Origin of the sequence: Sinomicrobium kalidii, from assembly GCF_021183825.1 — a bacterium.
GTDB lineage: Bacteria > Bacteroidota > Bacteroidia > Flavobacteriales > Flavobacteriaceae > Sinomicrobium > Sinomicrobium kalidii.
This window is the reverse complement of the sequence record NZ_CP089211.1, coordinates 505,104-528,581: the sequence shown is the minus strand read 5'-3', so window position 1 is coordinate 528,581 and position 23,478 is coordinate 505,104. Positions and strand designations below refer to the sequence as shown.

Annotated in this window: 15 protein-coding genes; 7 read left to right on the top strand and 8 right to left on the bottom strand. The window is 46.8% G+C overall.

What is annotated here, in order from left to right; genetic code table 11:
• Positions 1-170 precede the first annotated feature (170 nt).
• The 3 genes from LS482_RS01990 (at position 171) to LS482_RS01980 (ending at position 7,093) form a co-directional block, all read left to right on the top strand.
• On the top strand, positions 171-3,623 hold the full coding sequence (locus tag LS482_RS01990; protein ID WP_233030069.1) for a SusC/RagA family TonB-linked outer membrane protein: 3,453 nt from the start codon (positions 171-173) through the stop codon (positions 3,621-3,623).
• A 31-nt stretch (positions 3,624-3,654) separates the two neighbouring features.
• Entirely contained in the window at positions 3,655-5,304 is a 1,650-nt protein-coding gene (locus LS482_RS01985; RefSeq protein WP_233030067.1) for a RagB/SusD family nutrient uptake outer membrane protein, read from the top strand.
• 208 nt (positions 5,305-5,512) lie between these two features.
• Complete coding sequence (locus tag LS482_RS01980; RefSeq protein ID WP_233030066.1) at positions 5,513-7,093, top strand: discoidin domain-containing protein; 1,581 nt, start codon at positions 5,513-5,515, stop codon at positions 7,091-7,093.
• Positions 7,094-7,176: 83 nt separating this feature from the next.
• Here the strand turns inward: LS482_RS01980 and LS482_RS01975 are convergent, their stop codons facing one another.
• Positions 7,177-7,785 carry an RNA polymerase sigma factor gene (locus tag LS482_RS01975; protein ID WP_233030065.1) on the bottom strand — a complete coding sequence of 203 codons (609 nt, stop codon included), beginning with the start codon at positions 7,783-7,785 and terminating at the stop codon, positions 7,177-7,179.
• 225 nt (positions 7,786-8,010) lie between these two features.
• Here LS482_RS01975 and LS482_RS01970 point away from each other — a divergent pair, with 225 nt between their 5' ends.
• From LS482_RS01970 to LS482_RS01960, 3 genes are all read left to right on the top strand, one after another.
• The gene (locus tag LS482_RS01970) at positions 8,011-9,153 is read left to right on the top strand and encodes a FecR family protein (protein WP_233030064.1); all 1,143 of its coding nucleotides are present in this window, start codon (positions 8,011-8,013) and stop codon (positions 9,151-9,153) included.
• A gap of 336 nt (positions 9,154-9,489) precedes the next feature.
• On the top strand, positions 9,490-12,678 hold the full coding sequence (locus LS482_RS01965; RefSeq protein WP_233030063.1) for a TonB-dependent receptor: 3,189 nt from the start codon (positions 9,490-9,492) through the stop codon (positions 12,676-12,678).
• Between the two features lie 19 nt (positions 12,679-12,697).
• Positions 12,698-14,296 (top strand): RagB/SusD family nutrient uptake outer membrane protein, encoded by a 1,599-nt coding sequence (locus LS482_RS01960; protein WP_233030062.1) that lies wholly within the window; start codon positions 12,698-12,700, stop codon positions 14,294-14,296.
• A gap of 309 nt (positions 14,297-14,605) precedes the next feature.
• On the opposite strand, the gene LS482_RS01955 is transcribed toward LS482_RS01960, so the two are convergent.
• From LS482_RS01955 to LS482_RS01945, 3 genes are read right to left on the bottom strand one after another with little or no spacing between them, the layout of a single operon-like run.
• Positions 14,606-14,785 carry a hypothetical protein gene (locus LS482_RS01955; RefSeq protein ID WP_233030061.1) on the bottom strand — a complete coding sequence of 60 codons (180 nt, stop codon included), beginning with the start codon at positions 14,783-14,785 and terminating at the stop codon, positions 14,606-14,608.
• Between the two features lie 13 nt (positions 14,786-14,798).
• On the bottom strand, positions 14,799-15,461 hold the full coding sequence (locus tag LS482_RS01950) for a pyridoxamine 5'-phosphate oxidase family protein (protein ID WP_233030060.1): 663 nt from the start codon (positions 15,459-15,461) through the stop codon (positions 14,799-14,801).
• A gap of 47 nt (positions 15,462-15,508) precedes the next feature.
• Complete coding sequence (locus LS482_RS01945) at positions 15,509-15,982, bottom strand: OsmC family protein (protein ID WP_233030059.1); 474 nt, start codon at positions 15,980-15,982, stop codon at positions 15,509-15,511.
• 145 nt (positions 15,983-16,127) lie between these two features.
• Here LS482_RS01945 and pdxR point away from each other — a divergent pair, with 145 nt between their 5' ends.
• Complete coding sequence (gene pdxR / locus LS482_RS01940) at positions 16,128-17,645, top strand: MocR-like pyridoxine biosynthesis transcription factor PdxR (protein WP_233030058.1); 1,518 nt, start codon at positions 16,128-16,130, stop codon at positions 17,643-17,645.
• 197 nt (positions 17,646-17,842) lie between these two features.
• Here the strand turns inward: pdxR and LS482_RS01935 are convergent, their stop codons facing one another.
• The 4 genes from LS482_RS01935 to LS482_RS01920 form a co-directional block, all read right to left on the bottom strand.
• Positions 17,843-20,305: a TonB-dependent receptor gene (locus LS482_RS01935; protein WP_233030057.1), complete on the bottom strand. Its 2,463-nt coding sequence runs from the start codon at positions 20,303-20,305 to the stop codon at positions 17,843-17,845.
• 222 nt (positions 20,306-20,527) lie between these two features.
• Positions 20,528-22,153 (bottom strand): L-glutamate gamma-semialdehyde dehydrogenase, encoded by a 1,626-nt coding sequence (gene pruA / locus LS482_RS01930; protein ID WP_233030056.1) that lies wholly within the window; start codon positions 22,151-22,153, stop codon positions 20,528-20,530.
• Positions 22,154-22,398: 245 nt separating this feature from the next.
• On the bottom strand, positions 22,399-22,797 hold the full coding sequence (gene msrB, locus LS482_RS01925; RefSeq protein WP_233030055.1) for a peptide-methionine (R)-S-oxide reductase MsrB: 399 nt from the start codon (positions 22,795-22,797) through the stop codon (positions 22,399-22,401).
• A gap of 140 nt (positions 22,798-22,937) precedes the next feature.
• Complete coding sequence (locus tag LS482_RS01920; protein WP_233030054.1) at positions 22,938-23,474, bottom strand: hypothetical protein; 537 nt, start codon at positions 23,472-23,474, stop codon at positions 22,938-22,940.
• Between the last annotated feature and the right edge of the window lie 4 nt (positions 23,475-23,478).

The window sequence follows — 23,478 nt, the reverse complement described above, 5'->3', positions numbered from 1 at the left end:
TAAAACTCAAATATTTATGAAACGACCAGCAGACTGACGGAAATTATTCGGAAACGTATCACTGTCCTGACCGGAAGCAGGAACAAAAAATCGGAAAATGGTGACGCATTTCCCGATTTCGGAACGGTGATTAAACCAAAATTTAACCACACTTAAACATTTTTAAAAGTATGAAAAATTTTCTTCACCGAAGAAGAGGCGGACTTCTATATGCCGGATTTAAGGCCAAAATAAGGCTTAGTACCCTGTTCTTATGTATCGTGCTGTTTACGGCGCAGGCCAATACCTCTTATTCACAAAAAAACAGGATTTCCCTGGATATGCACAACATTACCGTGGCACGCCTTATAGATGTTATTGAAAGTAAAAGCGATTTTCACTTTGTCTACAGGACGAGGGATGTTGATCTGCAACGCACGTTTTCGGTAAAAGCGGAGGAAGAAGAAATAACCGCCGTACTGCATCGCATTTTCGGTGATACCCGAACCGCATATCGCATTATCGGTGAACAGATATTCCTCACAGAACGTGAAAACGGTTCGGTGAAAGTATCCGGAACCACAGAAAACCGGCAGTTACAGGTCACCGGAACGGTAACCGACCGGAATGGTGGCCCGCTACCGGGAGTAACGGTACTGGTAAAAGGGACACAAACCGGAACTGCAACGGATTTCGACGGAAATTATGAACTCTCCGTTCCGGGGCCGGATGCTGTTTTGGTTTTTAGTTATATAGGGTTCGTTACCAGTGAAATTGCCGTAAACGGACAGGAAAAAATAGATGCGATCCTCAAAGAAGACGTTTCCGAACTCGATGAGGTGATTGTAGTGGCCTATGGAACACAGAAAAAAGAAAACCTGACAGGGGCAGTGGTTTCCGTGAGCAATGAAAAACTTGTGAACCGTCCCGTGACATCCACACAAAATGCCCTGCAGGGAATTGCTCCGGGCGTTACCATATTGCAACGTCCCGGGGATGTGGGGCGTAACAGTGACGGAACCAGTAATAATACAGGGGGAATAACCATCCGCGGACGCAGCAACCTGGGGTCCCCGGGGCCCATGTACATCATTGACGGTATTCCCGCTACCGCACAGGAATTTGCCGCACTTAACCCGAATGACATTGAAAACATGTCGGTCCTCAAAGATGCCTCTTCCGCAGCGTTGTACGGTTCACGTGCGGCCAACGGGGTTATTGTGGTTACCACAAAACGCGGAAGTGCCAAAAAGGTAACGGTGGAAATTAATACGAGCTACGGATGGCAGTCGGCTACCAAACTGCCCGATTATGTAAATTCGGCAGATTACGCCAGGCTGTATAACGAAGCATTGAACAATGCAGGAAGGGCACCCATTTTTACGGACGAAGAAATCCAAAAATTTACAGATGGTTCCGAACCCGACTTATACCCGAACACGGACTGGTACGAGACTGTATTACGTTCGGCCGCACCGCAACGGGAAGCCAGCCTCAGCATCAGTGCCCCCGGAAAGGTTACCGATTATTATCTCGGGGTATCTTATTTTGATCAGGAATCGCTTATTCCGGGGAAAAAACAGGACAGGATAGTGGCCAAACTGAATACGGAGAGTAAGGTTATTGAAAACATTCTAAAAGTAGGAACCAACTTCTCCTTTATCAAACAGGATTTTGACCGCGACGGCGGAAATATAAGCTGGACGGAACTCAACCGCTCTTTGCCCACATCCGTAGTACGCCAGTCCAACGGAGCATGGGGCTCTGTGGATGCCGGTAATGAAAATGCCCAGACTGCCGGGCGCAACCAGTTGCGAATCCTCGAAGAAGGCGGGAGTGCCTGGGACAGGGATAATTACCTGCAACTGGCGGCCAATGCTTCCCTGACCCCGCTCGAAGGGTTATCCATAAACGGACTTACTTCCCTGAAATACACCAATTCCAATTCCTGGTCCTTCAACAGTACTATAGCTCCCATAAACAGTTTCCTTACCGGCGATCCCATGAACGCTACACGGGTAACCCCTAACGAAATGAAGGAATACTGGAGAAAACGACAGGAATTCCTGATACAGGGAACCGTAAATTACGAGCGTCGTTTCGGCGACCACTACGGAAAAGTAACGGTCGGGGCGAGCCAGGAAAGCAACACCTTCCGTACGGCATTTGTAGGGAGAAAAAACTTTCCCAATGACAATATGACCACCGTGGGCAGCGGTTCGGGGAATCCCGAGGACATAAGTTCGGACAATGACGGACAGGCTAACAGAAGCAGCCAGGAAGAATGGGCCATGCGATCCTTTTTCGGAAGGTTTAACTATACCTTTGCCGACAAGTATTTGCTCGAAGCCAATACCCGTATCGATTATTCCTCCCGTTTTCACCCGGATCACCGCCGGGCCGTTTTCCCCTCTTTTTCTGCCGGGTGGATCATTTCCAGGGAATCCTTTATGGAAAATGTAGATTGGCTGGACCATCTGAAACTCCGTGGCTCATGGGGATCTCTGGGGAATCAGAACGTGGTGCGTATAGGAAATTACTTTGACCTGCTGAATATTGGGTATCAATATAATTTTGAAAACGGCCCCCAGGATGGTGTATGGCAGGGCAACGGCGTAAACAAGCTGGCTTCCTGGGAAAAAGTAAATATGACCGATGTAGGGCTCGACATAATCCTGTTTAATAACAAATTAAATATTACGGCCGATTATTACATAAAAGACACCCGGGATATCCTCACGAGGAGACCGGTGTTAGCAACGTATGGAATTCCGGATGATGGGATCCCTTACGAAAACATAGCCAAGACCAGGAACAAAGGATTTGAGCTCACGGTCAGCTACTCCGATAAAATAGGAGATGATTTCCGGTATACCATAGGAGGGAACTTCTCCACGATCGACAATGAGATCCTAAGCCTGGGCGGTGGCCGTGAAGAAAGGATCAGCGGTTACTGGATAGAAAGGGTAGGCGGTTCCGTAGGTGACTTTTACGGGTATAAGGCCGATGGTCTCTTTGCAGATGAAGCCGATGTGGAAAATCACGCATTTCAATCGGCTGCAACCGCCCCGGGAGATATAAAGTACAGGGATATTAACGGAGATGGTGTAATTAATGCAGACGACCGTGTGGTTATCGGTAATGATGTTCCCTGGTTAAACTACGGTTTTAACCTCAGTGCCGCCTATAAGGGGATCAGCCTGGAAGTGCTCACTTACGGCGTAGGTAAGGTGAAGACCTACCTGGACAATGAAGCTTCCTTCCCGTTCTTCAACGGTGCAGGCATCAAGGAAGAGTTAAAGAACAGGTGGACCACCGACAACCCGGACCCTGATGCCGATTTTCCGCGATTGTTGTTATCTCAGGACGGAAACCAGAATTATGCTACGGGCAATCGTTCTTCCTTCTGGCTGTTTGACGGTTCCTATTTCAGGGTGAGGGCCATTACCCTGGGGTATACATTTCCCGAAGAAGTGAGTTCAAAACTGGGGATGTCCATGTGCCGTGTATACGCCACCTCCAACAATCCGTTCACCTTTATGGCCGATAAGCGCCTTGCGGATTACGACCCGGAATCCGGGTCGGGAAGGGGAGGGTATCCCGGTGTAAAAACCTTTTCCCTCGGGTTTAACTTCAGGTTTTAATCCATTACTAACCGTATAAATGACAAGAAAAATGAATAAGCGATTAATATATACACTCATCGGGGCCATGGTTTTAATGGTATCGTGTTCTGACGATTTTCTGGAAAGGCCCCCGCTCGACGAACTTTCCGAAGACACATTCTGGAAAACGGAAGAAGACCTTTACAAGGCGGTCAATGGCATATACAATCAACTGCCGGCAGAAGGTTTTATTTATGACGACGGCTCTTCAGACAATGCCCATGCCCAGTATCCCTGGGAAAGTACCGCAACCGAGGTATCCTCCGGAAGTATAACAACAGCCGCCAATGCCGGTTGGGGATATATCGATAAACGCCGCTGCAACTATTTCCTGGAAAATGCCGATGCCGTGGAAAATGCCGATCCCGGCCTGCTGGCCCGGTATAAGGCCGAAGTCAGGTTTATCAGGGCTTTTTCCTATTTCAGGATGATGAGCAAGTTCGGTGCCGTCCCTCTTGTCACCACTACCTTGAATATTGACGAAGTTGATGTGCCCCGTACCCCGAGGGAGGAAGTACTGGATTTTATCCTGAATGAACTGGAAGCAGCTGCCGAAGTACTTCCGGTAAGCTATCCCGGCGGAAAACCCGACGAAAAAGGCAGGGTCACCAAAGGAGCTGCATTGGCCCTGAAAGCCAGGGTGCATCTCTATGAAGGGCAATGGCAGGAAGCTGCAGATGCCGCCCGCCGGGTCATGGATCTCGGAGTTTACGACCTGTTTAAACTGGATACGGAGAGTAATATCAACCTTCAGGATAACTACAGCCATTGGGTGGATTTTGATGATGAAGCAGATAAAAAAAGGTTCAGGCTGGGATTGCGAAGCTACGAAGCCCTTTTTCACCAGGAATACGAAGGTAATAAAGAGGTTATTCTCGACAGACAGCGCATTCCCCAGGTAGACGACAATTTCCTGAATACCTATCTGCCTCCCGGGTCCATAGGAGGATGGAGTTCCGTAACACCCACACAGGAACTCGTAAACAGCTATAACAGTTATAAGACGGGCGAGCCCGTAACTCCTCCTTCTCCGGAGCAGCGTGCCACCTGGTATGACAGTGAAGACCCTGCTTTTGAAGAAGAGTTCCGCAACCGTGACCCGCGTTTGTATGCTACCATAATGTTTCCCGGCTCTCCCTGGAATGCCATAGAAGACGGTTTTGTATTCGAATGGATACAGGGAGCCTCCAACATGTCGCAGACCGGGTATAATTTCAGGAAACTGGTAGACCCGAAAATATACCGGGAGAATATCGGGAACCATGCCAATGTCATTTTAATACGATATGCGGAGGTACTGCTCACCTATGCCGAAGCCGGAAACGAGTTGAGTGGCCCGGATGCTTCTGTTTACGACGCACTCGACCAGATCAGGGAAAGGGCCGGAATGCCGCCTGTAGACAGGAATTTTCACAACACGAAGGAAAAACTGCGGGAGGTCATCCGGAACGAAAGAAGGGTAGAGCTGGCCCTGGAAGGACACAGGTATATGGATATCAGGCGCTGGGAAACGGCTCCCGAGGTCATGAAAGACATCAATAATATCAGGAACACTACGGCCCAGAGCCGTATCTGGGACGCTAAACTCTATCTGATGCCCGTGCCGCAGTCTGAAATTGATCTGTCTGACGGGATAATAGAACAGAACCCGGGATATTAGTGCCGTACAGGGAAATCTTGAAAACAGGGATATGAAAATTTCGTATGACAGAACGATAAGTTGGCCGGTGATGACCGGCTGACGGAGTTAGTTAGTTGTTAAGGCTGCTCTTGCCCGGAGCGGGGCAGCCTTTTTATACGACGGATTTAATGCCCCGGAAGTAAATACCGGAAAATAAGAGAATTTAACCACTTAAACTTTATATACAATGAAACGAAAATCCTTTTTTAAGCTGATAGCCCTGGCGGCTGTTGTAATGTTCAATTCCTGTGCACCGGACGACACCTTTCCCGGTCCCGGTGAAAAACCGGAAGAAAACGGTTATACATCGGCGCATGCCTATAACCTGAACGTTATCTATTTTGTGGCAAGCGACAGGGAGTTCAATGAAAACTATCACGAAAGACTGAGTAAAATAATGCTCGAAGGACAACAGTTTTTCGGCGACTGGATGCAGCATTGGGGCTATGGAAACAAAACCTTCGGACTGCTGAAGAACGAAGAACAGCAACTCGTAAAACTTCATTTCATCCAGGGAGAAAAGACTTCCGACAATTATCCTTACGAAGGGGGTGCCACCGCAGTCAAGGCTGAGGTTGATGCGTATTTTTCAGAACATCCCGAAGAAAAGGCCGGTGATCACAACCTGATCATCATGGCCGTGAACGAAAAACTCGATGAAGGAGAAGAAATGGAAGTGGGAGTCCCTTTTTACGGTATCGGAAGAGATGCCTACGCCCTGGACTATCCCGGTATGAGTTACGATAACCTGGGGACCGGCGGGGATGTAGGCTGGAATGCCACAAAGTGGATCGGGGGACTGTACCACGAAATGGGACACGGCCTGAACCTCCCGCATTGCGGGTCTACGGTATCGGAATCCGAAAGCAGTACATACGGTACTTCACTGATGGGACCGGGAAATTCCACTTTTGGTATCAGCCCTACCTTTTTGGCACATTCCAGCGCCGCCATAGTGAACAATTGCCAGGTTTTTTCCAGGGAAGAGAAAGCCTTTTATACCGAAACCAATGCCTATATAGATGCATTGAGCGCATATTATGATGCCGGTGATATTGTGGTTTCCGGATCGTTTGTAAGTGATATCCCGGTAACAGATGTCACCTACTATCACAAGCCGGGGACCGATCCCGGAGGGTATAGGGCGGTGACCTGGGTGAACAAACCGGGAGGCGACAACAGTTTTTCAATAAGAATGCCGGTGTCCGAATTCAAGGAAAAGGAAAATAATGAATATACGTTCAGTGTTATATTGAATCATGAGAACGGGAACAATACCTGGACGGGTTTCAACTATGCCTTTGTATCCGGTGTTCCGGATATTGATATCAGTATCGGACAGCAGAACGAGTACGACAAGAGCAACTGGCAGGTAACGGATTTCAGTTCGGAAGAAACCGTAAATGAAGACGGGGCGGCCGTCAATATCATAGACAATAATCCGCAGACATACTGGCATTCCCGCTGGAACACGGATACCCCCGGCTATCCCCACTTCCTGGTAACCGATACCGGGGAGGAACTTCAGGCCAAAGGTTTTGTGATTCACCAGCGCGTAGGCAGCCGGGCCGTAAAAGGTTACGAGATACAGGTGAGTAATGACAACACAAGCTGGGAAACCGTATTACAGGGCGACCTGGAAGACACTTATGAGCAGGTTTTGGAACTCCCGGCGGAAAGAACGTTCCGGTATTTTAAATTCATAGCCCGGTCAGCACACGACGGACAGCAATTTGCAGCTTTGGCGGAAATTGGTGTATATCATTGATCTGAGACGACAGTTTAGAAGTGAAAACAGGCCTTTTCCTTGTCGGGATGAGGCCTGTTAATTAATACATGTATAAGTTTTTTTCAGTGTATTTTTCTGAAGTTGTGGCTTTTCAGCACTTTTTTCAGGAAGAAAAACAACATCAACGAATCTGAAGTCACCTTTTTTCGTAACTGGGTCATGGCCTTACCTACCTGGTTTTCCACTGTTTTTACTGAAATATCGAGCCGTTTCGCAATTTCCTTGTGGCGCAAACCGTGCTGTTTGTTCAGAAGAAAGACCTCCTTACAGCGTGGAGGGAGCTCTTCAATAGCTTTTTTTACACGGCTTAGTTTTTCCTGGTAGGCCTCTTCATTACCTTCCAGCAATTCCGAAAGGCTTTTTAATCTGAAAACCTCCAGTTCCCTGTCCCGTTGCCTGTTTTTACGGTAAATGTTTATGTATTCGTTATACGCAAGGGTGTATAAATAGCCGTTGAGTGAACCGTCCGGTTTGAGTTGTTGTCTCCTGGTCCACAGTTTGAGAAAGACCTCCTGTACGACATCCTCGGCAACTACCCGGTCTGAAGTAAAGTTGAGGACATAAATACACAACCGTTCGTAATAGTACAGATATACAGACCGGTAAGCAGCCTCGCTGCCTGACCGGATAGCTGAAATCGATTTCGTTTCGTTCTCCGGAAAATATTCCATGATTATTTAGGGGGTCTCCATTTTTTGGGACAGTAAATTAAAGATAGAATAATACTTTTCCAAAAAAAAGTTAAAAAGGCATGGGGGATTTTTATAAAAGCTGCGTAATACTATATAGAAAGGTACGGGAAAACAGAAAAAAGGTTCTTGATTCCTCGGGAATAATATCGGGAAGGCGCAATAAGAACCGTGTGTAAATGTTTAAAAGGCGTAGTTATAATCTACATGAAGGATAAACCGAAGCATCTCATTAAAAAATTCCTGCGGGACGAGTTGTCTGTTGAAGAGGCGGGCGTACTTAAAACCTGGATGGAAACTCCGGGCGGAAAGGAGTTCCTGAAAAAGGAGATACAATTACAGCACCTTCTCCACGCTTCGCTATATCATTTTGACGAAGAACAGGCCTACGCCCGCACTTCGCATACGATCCGGCGGTCTGAAAAACGCACCGCTACCCGTTGGGGATATATCCGGTATGCTGCCATACTTGTTGTTCTGCTGGGTTGCGGCTATTTTCTTTATACTTACATGTCGTCGAACACACGGGAACTTGTCATTCCGGATGAACAAATCACCCTGGAACTGGAAGACGGCACCGTACAGACCATTGTTTCCGGAGAACGGCAGCATATCATCACCGGTACCAATAAAACGATAACTGTTCAAAAAGGGGACACCCTGCATTACGCTTCGGTACTTCCGCAGGATCAACTGTTGTACAACACGCTTCGCGTACCGTACGGAAAGACCTTTAAACTAAAACTCTCCGATGGTACAATAGCCCATCTCAATGCAGGCACCCGGTTGAGGTTCCCGGTGAAATTCGGGGAAGGGACCCGAAAAGTTTTCCTCGAAGGCGAAGCCTTTTTTAAGGTAAAAAGCGATCCGGACAATCCTTTTCTGGTCCGGACAGAAAAAATGGATGTTACCGTGACAGGGACCCGCTTCAATGTTTCGGCGTATCAGGATGACCCGAAAACAAAGGTGGTATTGACCCGGGGAAAGGTTGGCGTTCGGGGAACCGAAGAAACAGAAGTCACAACGGTCCTGTCACCGGGACAAATGGGAGTGATAGACAAACGCACATCGCAGATAACGACGGAAAAAGTGGATGTGGAAGACTATACCGCCTGGATGGAGGGCAAGGTGATTTTTGATAACAAGGCGTTCAGTGACGTGCTGAAAATTCTCGAACGGAAATACAATGTGACCATAAAGAACAATTATACCGGGTTGAATGAAGAGCGTTTCAAGGCTACTTTCGACAATGAAACCATAGAACAGGTATTGCACACGTTCACCGAGAGCCGGCTTTTTAGTTATCATGTAAGGGACAATGTTATAGTTATCGAAAAACCCGGGGAATAGGTGATATATATTTAATACTACATTAACATCAGCAAAACACAAACGTAATATTTGTGTGGTTACTTAGTACATTTTTTACTGTACGTACAGATCAACTAACATAAAACAACCAAATTATGAAACGATTTTCCATAAGGCCGCCTACTTTGTAGCTATGCCTTGACAATACATGCCCGATTTTAAGAAGTACTAAAAAGACCGGGGAATGCCGCCACATTCCCCGATCAGGGATTTTAGTGATTAAAAATAAAAGTAGAACCACCAAAATATAAAAGTATGAAAAATCCATTACGGATTAAAGGCATCCCCCTTTGTCCTTTAAAATTTGATCTGAAAATGAAGCTCGCTGTACTGTTTACAGTCGTTTCCTTTTTCCAGCTTCAGGCGTTTTCGTCCTACGGACAAAAAACGAAAGTGACCCTGCATATGGAAAATGAACCTCTGGAAGAGATATTCAAGGCCATAGAGTCACAGACTGAATACAAGTTCTTTTACAATCTTGACGATGTCGATACCCGAAAAAACGTATCCATTAAAGCGGACAAAAAACAACTCAACCGCATCCTGGACGAACTTTTTAAAAAATCGGATGTCAATTATAAGGTTGTGAACGAACAGATAGTGCTGACCCGGAAAAGGTCCCCGGTTTTCCGCTACGGAAATACCAACAACCTGAGGTATCAGCAGGATATGATATACGGTACCGTCACCGATGAACAAGGCGAACCCTTACTGGGGGTTACCGTTCTTGTCAAAGGGACCAATGTAGGGACTACCACGAATGAAGACGGGTATTACCAGCTCGCGGTCCGGGAAGAAGCCGTTCTTATGTTCAGTATGATCGGTTATAAGAGCGAGGAGATACGCACCGAAGGGCGAACGCAGATCGATATTTTCCTGAAGGAAGCCAGTACCGCCCTGGATGAGGTGGTGGTAACAGGGTACAGTACCATAGAAAAACAGCATGTGGCATCATCTGTGGCCGAAATGAATATGGACCGCGCCGTGAACCGCCCGATATTCAAACTGCAGGAAGCCTTTAGCGGAACCCTTCCGGGAGTAACCCTGCTGCAGGGGAACAACATGCCCGGCGAAGTGCCCGGAACCATTTCCATCAGGGGAATAAGTACATTGCAAAATGAAACTCCCCTGGTGATTATAGATGGAATGGAACAAAGCCTGACGGATATAGACCCTAACCAGGTAAAGAGCATAAGTGTACTGAAAGATGCCGCTTCCGCATCTTTATACGGTTCGCGCGGGGCCAACGGGGTAATCATTATCGAGACCAAACGCGGTACAACCGGGCAGTTCAAGGTAGACCTGCACACCTGGGCAGCCATAAGCGACCCCATAGACCTGCCCGATTTTGTAAATTCGGCAAACTATATGAGGATCAACAACGAGGCCAGGACCATGCAGGGGCAAACACCGTTATTTACCGAGGAAGATATCAGCCAGGCCGACCAGGGGCTTTATCCGGATGTGGACTGGCTTGATGAGATCATGGAAAGAAGGGCGCATTCCTACAACGCTTCCGCAAGTATCTCCGGGGGCGGGGGAGTAGGGACCTTTAACCTGATGTTAGGGTATATTACCGATATGGGGTTAAATGTCAATGAAGGAAGCGAAAAATTCAGCGCCCGGTTCAACACCAATATCAATATAGATGACAAGTTTGTGCTTATGGCCGATTTTTATGCTCACCGGCTACGGGTAGACAGGCTTATGGCTAATACGGACGGTCACGGGTTGTATGAGGATGCCTGGAAAATGAACCCCACACAGGAAATATTTTACGATTCTGATCTTCCGGAGCACTATGTCCTTTATAATGATCTGAATCCGGTAGCATCCATTCATCACGGGGGATTGAGAAATAATATATATGACAGGAGTACCATTAACCTCAGGCCCCGGTATTTTATAACTGATAATTTTTCCATTGACGGTAATGTATCCTATATGATAAACAAATCGGCCTGGAAAGAGAAAAGGCAGACATTTAAATTTTTTGACGGTGACGGCAAGCCTGCAGCAACCTGGGAGAATAGCGTAGGGGCCGAGCAGGGGGTAAGTGTAAGTCAAATTACTGCCAGGGCAAATATCAATTATGAACAGGCCCTTCGGAAGAATCAGGACAAACTCTATCTCATTGCCGGATCGGAGATCATGAATTACAACTATACCGATTATCGCGAGATCAGTAAGGCCTCCTTTTTCGGAAAACTCAATTATTCCTTCGACAACCGCTACATTCTGGAAATGACCGCGCGTACTGACGGCAGTAGCAAGTTTGCTCCGGGGCATCGCTGGGGGTTCTTTCCCTCTGCAGCTTTGGCCTGGAACCTTCATAACGAAGATTTCCTCTCCGGTCTCCGGGAGAACGGCACTATCAATAACCTGAAAATCCGCTTGTCTTACGGCCTTATCGGTAACGAAAATGTCGATCCTTACCTCTGGCAGGAAGTGGTGAACAACTGGGGATGGACCATGCGTGTGCCCAACCCCAACTTTACCTGGGAAAAGCAGCGACAGGGAAATATCGGACTGGATCTTACGGTGTTGAATAACCGGTTGAGTCTCACTGCCGAAGTATATAAAAAACATTCCTATGACCTTATCTACTCCAGTTTTACCGTACCTCCGCTCACGGGATCGCACAGCCTGGAATCCTCGGTGAATATCGGTGAAGTGGAGAACAAGGGCTGGGAGGTCTCGGCAAATTGGAGCGATCAGGCCGGCGATTTCTCATACAGCATCGGCGCCATGTTGTTCGACAACAGGAACAAGGTGCTGAAAGCGGGCTATTCCGAGTCCGATACACTTGTATTTAAAGGAAATGCAGATAAGGTATGGTACAAGGGGATTGCCATAGACAATTTTTACGGATATGAAAGTGACGGCTATTTTCAGACCCGCGAAGAAGTGGAGGCCACCACGGCAAAGTTGCCGAATACTCTTCCCGGGGACATTCGCTACGTGGATCAGAACGGGGACGGTATCATTAACGATCAGGACCGGGTAAACCTCGGTGACCCTTTTCCCCATATGAATTATTCCATTACGCTGAACATGCGTTATAAGCGCTGGGATTTCGGTATGCTGGGACAGGGAGTGGGCAAACGTACCAGCAGGCTTAATGGCCTTGAAGGATACCCGGTGCTCATGGACGGGGAAAACAATAACCTCGGGACACCCCGACAATATTATATGGACAACCGGTGGACACCGGATAACCCGGACAGCCGTTTTCCGAGGGCGTGGACAGGGGCCAGTTCCAATGCCGTACTCAGTGATGTCTGGTTGAGCAATGCCGCCTATTTCCGGGTAAAAACCCTGCAACTGGGCTATACCATTCCGGAAATCGGGAAAAGCATTAAAAACCTGCGTATATACCTGAACGCCCAGGATGCCATCACCTTTACCAACTGGGAAGGCCTGGAACCCGAAAGAGACGGAGGAAACGGCAATTACCCGAGGATGGCAACATACAGCCTGGGACTGAAGCTTACCATTTTATAACCGTTTAAGCAAAACCAAAATGAAGAAATTACTTATTATTTCCGTTTTTATAACCGTGGGAATGACCGGCTGTGAATCTTTCCTGGACAAGACCGACCCCACGGCTACCACTTTCCAGGAGTTTTTTGTCGATGAGGACGACCTGCGCCGGGTAACCTACAGTAGTTTTTATGATGTATTTACCCATCACAGCAACAGGAGGACCTTGCTGTACATGAAAGACGGCAGAAGTGACAATGCCTATGCCCGTTCCGAAGGCGACCACCATCTTCGTATCGCCAACGGAACCATAAACAGCAATACGCGTGCGTTCGAATATTACTATACTTTGCGGCTCAAGCACGTGGGGCGGTTAAATACCTATATCGCCAATATCGATGTACCCTATGTGGAGGACGAAGCCATCCGGGCCCGCTATAAGAGCATACTGGAAGGCCTCCGGGTATGGCATTATTTTGAAATGACCGCCCGCTGGGGTGACGTTCCTTTCCTGCTTGAACCTACTACCGTCGAAGGGGCTAAACTGGAACCTACCCCCAGGGAAGAAATACTGGACCGGTTATTTCAAATGTCGGAGGAAATAGCAGACAGGCTTCCTTCGGAAGAATATACGACCAATAAGTACATGTTCAATAAGTATTCCTTTAAGGCATTGGTCATGCGTTATGCCCTTTACAACGAACGGTACGAACTTGCAGCACGGTTGGCCAGGGAGATCATGGACAGCGGAAATTACAGCCTGCACCCCGATTACAGGGACCTGTTTCAATACGAAGGGGCTACCACCAATAACGAATTTATCCAGCACCAGGATATCGAAAGTTTCAGCGGAAGCACTACCTATTCGTTCCGCGACCTGGGGCCACACTTCAGAACGGGGAACGGGGAATCCTATTGCGTGCCGTTGAAGTCGCTTGTGGATTCATACTGGACCTTACAGGGGCGCCCCATAGACGAATGCCCGCTCCATACCAAAGAAGAATATGAACTGGATCCCAAACTGAACCGCGATCCCCGCTATGAAGCCAGTATCATGGGGCACGGCGATGAGTTTTACGGGGAAACCATAGATATCTATAATTCTAATAACCCGATGTTTCACGAAAACCAGCGGGCCAGCCGTTCCGGCTACTGGTTCCGGAAATTCGTGTCGGAGGCCGATGCTTTCCGAAACGGTAACCTGACCTACGGGCTGTTGCGTTATGCCGAGGTACTTCTCACTTATGCGGAAGCAAAGATCATGATGAACGACGTGGATAACCTGGCCAGGAACTGTATCAACCGGGTCAGGGAAAGGGCAGGTCTGGATATGACCGTAGCCGATGTCACCCTGCCGCATTACAGCGCCTATACGCAGCAGCAATGGATAGACCTGATCAGGAATGAACGCCGTATCGAGTTTGCCGGGGAAGGCTTGCGTTATGACGATATCATCCGTTGGGGAATAGCGGAAGACGTACTTAATAAACCTGCTTTGGGACATACAAGGATGGTCAATGGCGAAAAGATGTCACTAAAGATCGAAGACCGTTCATTTGCCCCGTATAACTATTTGTGGCCTTTTCACGAAAGCAGCCTGAAGGTAAACCCGAATCTCAAACAGAATCCGGGGTACTGAATTCGGGAAGCATACATCAGATGGAGTTAGTTAGTTGGTCGGAAAGCCGCTTTCGTACATTGTGTACGGAGCGGCTTTTATATATGAAAAGAAAGGGGATATAAACGGAGATCGTGCTATTGACTGACCCGAAAGCAGATCATTCCGTTACTTCAAACGTATTAAGGGTTACGTATGATGTAGCTTCACGTTTGCCGTTATAATGGAATTAACGGCTTATTGTCTGTTCGTGCTTTGTCTTGCTCACAAAACAAGCCCGGCAAACTGTCTGTCGGGCTTGTCTCATTGTAAAGAACACAATCAGCGGAATTATTTGGATTTGGATAAATATTCCGGGATCAGGACGGAAATACGATCCAGATGTTCCTTTCCCGGTTTTTTTACCTGCTTTTCTATAAAGGTGTGCAGGAGATCGGAGATCCCGGTCCGGGAATAATTATTGCTTTCGCAAACCGATGTATTGCATTGGCATGGTGCGGGTGTAGACATAGCTTTTTTGTTTTTAAGGGTTATTGTTTTTTACATAATTCAAAACAGATTCCGGGGCTTTTATAGTATCCGGAAGCAAAGGATCGTAAACAGGTTCTCCGACAGTTTCCGATATGGGGATTATCCCTGCCCAGACAGGAAGTTCATGATCTTCTTTTTCATCAACTGCATCCCCGGTCCGTACTTTGGCTGAAGCGGTATCTATCGAAATTTCCAGGACCATGGTAGCACTGAGCTCCTTGTCATTGGGATGTCTTACGTATTCCCAGTGATCCGGGACCATATGGTTAAGGATACACTTCAGGGCCTGCATTTTTTCCTTTTTCCCTTCGATGTTTTTTACTTTTCCGAATATGTTGACCGAACGGTAATTGGCCGAATGGTGAAATGCCGAACGCGCCAGGACCAGTCCGTCCAGATGGGTAACTGAAATACAGGCTTCCCCGGCCTCGGTAAGTGAAAGCATCATCCGGTTTTTCAGGGAACCGTGAATGTATATTTTATCCTGTTTCCTGCCGTAGGCGGTGGGAATAACAACGGTCTTTCCCTGCCAGGAATAACCGATATGGCAGAGGAACTTTCCGTCCAGGATGTCGTAGATCTGTTCCCTGTCATAAGAAGCCCTTTTCGGTCCTCTTACCAGTTTGTTTAACGGTGTTATATCGAAATTTGCCATAAGTCTGAAATCTTGGTTACAGGACGGTTGTGCCCTTTAGTCGCTTTTTAATTTTCTATTTCACAAACAGGCTCGTGCCGTATGGGGAAATTGCAGGAATTGGCAATAAAACAGAGCCGGTTGGCCTCGTGATGTAATGCCTTCAGGTTGCTACACATCGACGCTTCGGTTACCGTTACCCTGGGATGTAACACGATCTCCGTAAAACGTCCGCCGCCTTCCGGGTCTTCCTCCATATTTCCCGTGGCACGGTCTTCATAAGCAGTAACAATAACTCCTGCCTTTACAGCGAGGTGCAAAAACCACAGCATATGACAGGAAGAGACCGAAGCTACGAGCAGTTCTTCCGGATTATGTTTTTCCGGGTCGCCCAGAAAAGCAGGGTCTGACGATCCGAGGATATCGGCTTTACCTTCTTTTACAATGGTATGCCCCCGGTTGTAGGCTTTGTAGTTACTGGTTCCTGTCCCTTCGTTCCCCGTCCATTTTACCGTAATATTGTAATCGTGCTTTTTATGCATAACCGTTCTTGTTTTGATGGATTCAATACAAATAAGGTCTCCGAAAAACTGAAATTGTCGGATTCCTGTTGATTTTCACATTCAAAAGTAGTAGTTTTATGGGGTGTTTAAGTGGTCCGGTTTTAATATATCAAGTAGTCCGGTTATGATTCCTTACAAAACGATTATTACGCTCGACAGAAAATCATGCACGCCTGTATATATCCAGTTGTGCAATCAGGTCATCCAATTAATAAAATGTGGGATATTACCTCCTTCCACCAAACTTCCGGGATCAAGGTGGATGGCAGACACCCTTCAGGTCCATCGGAAAACGGTAGTGGCGGCCTATGACGAACTGATGGCTCAGGACTGGATCGAGGTGCGTCCGGCCAAGGGTACGTTTGTTAACAGTTCTTTACCCATAGTAGAACAACAACCCATCCCGGGTACGGAAGCCGCAGAAAAGGCAAAAATGAGGAAGCAGTCTCCGGGATTTGCTTTTATCCGGAGGGAACATTTGAACGCAAGGGATACGGAATTTCCGAAAGAAGGTATCCTCGGACTGGACGACGGTGTGCCCGATACCCGTATTGCCCCCATTGAGGAAATTGCCAGGGTGTATCGGAATATCGTGAAAAAATCCTATAACAGGAAGCACCTGTCGTACGGGTCTATTTATGGCAATATGGAGCTCCGGGAGGCCCTTGCCGATTACCTGAACGATACCCGGGGGCTGAGTACCGAACCGGAAAATATCCTCATTACCCGGGGAAGCCAGATGGGCATTTACCTGTCTGCGCGGTTACTGCTTGAACAAGGGGAGAACATAGTGGTGGGGGAGACCAATTACCGCTCGGCCAACAAGGCATTCACCGAAGCGGGGGGAACACTTAACCGGGTACGGGTAGACGCGAACGGGATCAGGACCGATGATGTGGAGACGCTCTGCAGGAAAAGGAAAATAAGGGCGGTTTATGTAACATCGCACCATCATCATCCTACAACGGTAACCCTTTCTGCACACCGGCGCATGCACCTCCTGGAGCTTTCGCAGAAATATGGTTTTGCGATCATTGAGGACGATTACGATTATGATTTTCATTACTGTAATGCCCCCATTTTGCCCCTGGCCAGTAGCGATTCCGGGGGAAATGTCATTTATATAGGCGCCTTGTGTAAGATCGTGGCCCCGGGCATTCGTGTGGGATATCTGGTGGCCCCGAAGGCCTTTACGGACGAGGCGGCCCTTATGAGGAGGGTTATAGACCGGCAGGGCGATCAGCTCCTTGAACTGACCCTGGCCCGGATGATACGTGAGGGAGAAATACAAAGGCACAGCAAAAAGGCCCTGAAAATATACCATGCGCGGCGCGACCTGTTTTGTTCACTGTTGAAGGAAAGGCTGGGGGAGTACTTCGAATTCCGGAAACCCGAAGGTGGGATGGCTGTCTGGGTGAAACTCAGGGAAGGGTATGACTGGGACGAGGTAAAGGCCGAAGCCCGGAAAAACAAATTGAAACTGGGCGGGTATTGCGGTGATGAAGACGATACCATTGATAATCCCTATCCCGGTCTCCGTATGGGTTTTGCTTCACTTACCCTCGATGAGATAAAAGAAGCGATGGACAGGCTGGAAACAACCATGACATCTCTGGAACAGAAAGTAAAAAGCTACGCTTAGAACGTCATAATATATCCCGTACCCGTCGCAAGTCTCCAGACTTGTGACATTCTTTTATTAAAAACCGGATTTTAGGCTACAAAACCATATAAGAAAAGAGGGCGTCTTTTTTTGAAGACACCCTCTGTTATTTTCTATTTCCAAAACGGAAAAATAAAGCCTCTGTTCAAAGGAGACAGATCGAAAGCGCATTGATCTTACCCTTCAAAACCTCCCATGTCTTCGTTCATATTTCCATTTCCTTTGCCTCTTCTTTCTTCTTTAGGCTGATTAAAACGATAGGTGAAAGAGAGCGTGAACTGACGTTCTCTCCATTGGTTTTCACTGTCAGAAGTAAAGTCATCGGTAAAGGTATATGACCTCATTTTACGGCTGTTGAACAAGTCGCTTACGTTCAGGTTGATTGTGGCCTTGTCTTTAATAAGGTCTTTGCTCACGGCCATGTTAAGTCCGAACATACCTTTTCTTTCGGAAATGGCGGTTTTAGAAGGACCTCTGTAAAAACCGGTGGTTTGCCATTGTATTTTGGCAGGTAAGGTGATATTGGCACTTAACCTGGAAAACCAACTGGTATTTTCAGCACTGTAGTCTATACCGTTAAACTCCCCGTCGGTTTGAGATTTAAATATGTTGAAACTGGTATTGAGCCTCACTTTTCTTGAGGGGTTGTACATGATACTGAACTCACCTCCAAAACGATCCTCACTGGAAAGGTTAATGGGTATGGAACGAATAATAGCTACGCCATCTTCAGTAGTCAGACCGGTATCTTCTTGGATAAATTCAAACGACTCGGTTTCGTGTTGAAAATAGACCGAGGTGGAAAAGGTGAGGTTCCCCCATCTTTTTAAATAGCCCACATCAAAAGCATCGGAAAAGGCCGGGTCTAAATCCGGATTTCCCTGGAAAATGTTAGTACGGCTGTCGCGGGAGGGAAACGGGTTGATGAACCAGCCCCTGGGGCGGTTAATACGGCGGTTATATCCCACAGAGAGGTCTTCTTCTTCGCCCAGTTCATAAATCAGGTTTACAGTAGGGAAGAGGCCGACATAATTTTTGTCAAAATTGGGCTCGTAAGGGAGGTCGATAGCCGAATCTTCGCCTGTTACCTTTCCTTTTAAAACGGTATTCTCTAAACGCAGGCCCAATAAAAAGGACAATTTTCCTATTTTGTTGCCGTATTGTGTGTAGAGGGCGTGTACGTTTTCGGTGTAATCAAAAATATTGGTAAGTCCTAAGTTGGGTTCGTATTCCCCCGTGTTTAAATTGTATTGTTCCAGTGCATAATCCGTCACCTCGTTTTCCATATTACTCCTGAAACCGGCTTCAAACTGAGCGTCACCCATCGGCAATACATAATCGGCCTGAATAAGGTATTCATTTTGTTTTTCATTTTGAAAAATCTGTTCCCTCGCCATTAAACCTTCGGTAGGATAAAACAGATTTTCCTCAATAAAAGTAGGACGGTCTTCTTTGTCATACGAATATTGAAAATCAGCGGTTAATTTGTGTCCTTCATCATTAAAATTATTTATATAATTCACCGCAAACTGTATGCTGGTGTCTTTTTCCCCTTCGGTTTCTACCCTGGAAGTTTCGTTTACCGTTTCGCCATTAAGGAAACGTGAGGTCGTATTCTCTACAATACTCTTGTCATCACCCAATCTGCCAAAAACACTTCCGGTAATAGAAGAGTTTTCGGTGAGGTAATATTCTATTCCCAGGTTGGTATTAATACCTCTGTATCGGCGATCTCTATCCCTGTCTTCCAGAGTGTGGTCTACATCTACGCTGTCACCTAAATAACGGTTCTCATAAAAAGCATTCCCCGGGGATTTTCGGTAGTAGACACCTGTGGTGTTAAAGATGTTGAATTTTTTTCTCCTGTAATTAATGTTGGCAGAAAGGTTATGGTTTTCAGGTATCCCGGTCCTAAGGGAAACAGAACCGTTAAATCCCAGTATTTCATCTTTCTTTAAGATGATGTTAAGGATACCGGCCGTACCTTCGGCATCGTAGCGTGCCGACGGGCTTGTGATTACTTCTACACTTTCAATGGCATCGGCAGGGAGTTGCTGAAAGATGTTGGTGTCTCCAAAACCGGCCATGGCTGAAGGCTTCCCGTTTATAAGGATACGCACATTGTCGTTACCACGAAGGGCGATGGTACCATCTACATCTACTGTTACCGAGGGAACGTTGTCAAGTGCATCGGAAATAGAAGCTCCTTGAGTGGTAAGATCCGTACCGATGTTATATATTTTTTTGTCCAGGCGCAGTTGCACAGTGGTTTTTTCGCCTACAACCTCTACTTCATTGAGTTGCGCAACATCGAGTTCAAGTGTAATAGTCCCGAAATCTTTGGAACCGGTGAGGGATTGGCTTTTTAATGTATAGGATTTGTAAGACATGAATTCCACGCTTACATCATAATTTCCGGCACTTACCGTTACTTTAAATTTTCCTTCCGTATCAGTCATTCCCCCGCTAACTTTTTCGGGGTTGTCGAGGCTGCGCACAACAAGAGTGGCAAATTCCAGTGGTTCTTTGGTCTCGGCATCTACAACTTTCCCGGTGAGTGTTACTGTTCCGGAATCTGACTGCTGTGCAAAAGAGTATTGTAAAAGGAAAATACTCAGTAATAATAAGGTCTTTTTCATTACTTAGGTGAGTTACTTTTTTTAGGATTTTTTAGTTAGATCGTAAATGTAGGTCAAGGTTTAAGGGGAGAGGGTTAAATGTTTGTTAAATGTCGAATTCAACACTTAATCGCCGGAAAGGGGCATGAATAAAGGGAATGTGCAGTAAAGCGAAAGCAAAAAAATCCCCGCCGGAGCACGGCAGGGATGTTGATTTTATGATATTCGTCCGAAGTTATTGATCTATCCGAGGAACGGGTAACGGTAATCTTCGGCCGATACAAAAGTTTCCTTGATGAGGCGTGTGGAAACCCACCGCAGGAGATTAAGTGCGGAACCAGCCTTGTCATTGGTTCCGGATGCCCTGGCACCGCCGAATGGCTGTTGTCCTACAACGGCTCCCGTAGGCTTGTCGTTGATATAGAAATTACCCGCACTGTTTTGCAGGGCCTTGGTAGCCTGTTCCACGACGTAACGGTCGTTGGCAAAAACAGCGCCCGTAAGTCCGTATTCCGATGTGGTATCCACCAGTTGAAGGGCTTCTTCCCATTTTTCATCTTCATAGACATAAACCGTAACTACCGGACCGAACAGTTCGGTGGTCATGGTCTTGTACTGCGGATTGGTGGTACGAATAACCGTAGGTTCTATAAAGTAGCCCTTTGATTTGTCGTAGTTCCCGCCGGCAATGATCTCCGCATCCTGGTCTGTTTTGGCCTGATCGATATAGCTGGCCAGTTTGTCAAAAGAACCTTCGTGGATAACGGCGGTAATGAAATTGCCCATATCTTCGGGCGATCCCATTTTGAAGGACTCCACATCCGCCTTTACGAAATTCAGTACTTCATCGGCCATGGATGCAGGCAGGTACACTCTCGAAGCGGCGCTGCACTTTTGTCCCTGGAATTCAAAAGCACCCCTGGAAATGGCTGTGGCCACCTGTTTTGCTTTGGAGCTCGGGTGGGCAATGATAAAGTCTTTTCCTCCCGTTTCACCTACAATCCTCGGGTACGTTTTGTAAGTATGTATATTGGCGCCTATTTTGGACCATATGTTCTTGAATACATTGGTTGACCCTGTAAAGTGTATTCCCGTAAAATCAGGACTGGCCAGGATGGTATCGGTGATCATGGCCGGATCGCCGTAAACCACGTTGATCACTCCGTCGGGCACTCCTGCTTCCCTGAATACGTCTGTTATGACCTTTGCAGAGAATATCTGGCTGTCGCTGGGTTTCCACACTACAACGTTACCCATGAGTGCTGCACTGGAGGGAAGGTTCCCGGCAATGGCCGTGAAGTTGAACGGGGTAATGGCATATACAAAACCTTCGAGAGGCCTGTATTCCACCCGGTTCCAGACACCTTCGGACGATTCGGGCTGGTCGTTGTATATCTGCGACATATATTCCACGTTAAACCGCAGGAAATCCACGATCTCACATGCCGAATCGATCTCGGCCTGGTGGATGTTCTTGGACTGTCCTATCATGGTGGCCGCATTCATTTTGGCCCGGTAGGGGCCTGCAAACAGATCGGCTGCCCGAAGGAACACGGCTGCCCGTTGTTCCCAGGGCAGTGCGGCCCACTTTTTACGGGCTTCCAGTGCCGTAGCAATGGCTTTTTCTATATGCGATTTTTCAGCGAGGTGGTACTGGCCTATAACGTGCTGGTGGTCATGCGGAGGCGCAATGGACCTGGTGTTCCCGGTACGGATCTCCTCGTTCCCTATGTACATGGGAATATCTTCCGAACCGTTAAAATAGGCTTTGTACTGATTTAACACCTCTTCTCTTTCGGGGCTCCCCGGGGCATATGACTTTACGGGTTCATTGACTGCCACAGGGACATGAAAAAAACCTTTTCCCATTTCTAAGATCAAATTTTAATGTTTAGTGTTTCCTTTTAAAGTCCCGAATATCTTTTCAGGGAATATATTGTACAGCACAATATGGGTCAAAGGTAAGAAATACGAAAAGGTTTTAGACGCATTTATCAAAGAAATTTTTACCCCCGGGGAAAAGGGGTTGAAGTGGGTGTTAAACATCTGTTAATTAACAGTATACATGTGTTGTGAAAAGTGTGTTTCAGGACAGGAAAACAGTGGAATATAGTTTATTTCCTGAAGTCCAGTCCGGCGGAGTTTACACAGTATCTTGTTCGGGTTTCAGTAGGCCCGTCGTCAAAAACATGACCCAGATGGCCGCCGCAGTTGGCACAGCGGATTTCCGTACGGAGCATACCGTGCGAAGTGTCTTTCAGGTACTCGATGGCACCGTCCAGGGCCTGGTCAAAACTCGGCCAGCCGCAATTGCTCCGGAATTTATAATCACTTTTGAACAAGGGGGTGTTGCAGGCTTTACAGGAATAGGTGCCGTTCTCAAAATGAAGGTTGTATTCCCCGGAATGGGGAAATTCCGTACCGCCGCCGCGCAATACCCGGTAGGCTTCCGGGGAGAGCTGTGTTTTCCATTCTTCGTCGGTTTTAGTAACGGGATACTCTTTGTTTTTCATAGCGGAGGGAATAAAAGTTTGGTACTGTAAAAATACAGCTATAAAATTACTTAACTCAAAAAAGAAACCGATAGGTATTGAATGGCCTATCGGTTTCGCTATATTTGTTTCAAATTGACTAAAACAAAGGTCTCTTTTGATTAGTTCTTCCTGATATTTAGTTGCTCTATATTGTTTATTTTAAGGGTTTTCATTACTTCTTCCATATTGTTGATATTTGCTACCTCCTCTATCGTATTATTGGTAACAACAACCCTGAAAATCTGGTCTTGTGTATAAGCTGTGCTTATGTTGGAAAGGTCATAATCTCCATTGATTAATATTTCCAGGTCAAAAGAAGTATGATTAAAGGAATATTGGAATGTTCCCTGATCGGTAAACACGCTATAGGGTAGTAAATCCCAACTGTCTACCGGATTACCCTGATCGTCTTCAATTACGAGCAAGTGATATACGAATACATTGTGAGATTCACTAAAGACATCCGAGAAATCAAATATGGCACTGTATATATTATCTCCTTCAATATACTCAAACTGATCAACACTTACTTCATATATTCTTCCCTGACCACCATCCAGACCATCTTCTCCGGGAGGCCCGGGAGGTCCTTGATCGCCTTCGCATGAAATAAAAATCAGGGGAGTTACCAATAATAATGCAAGAATTTTTTTCATCGCT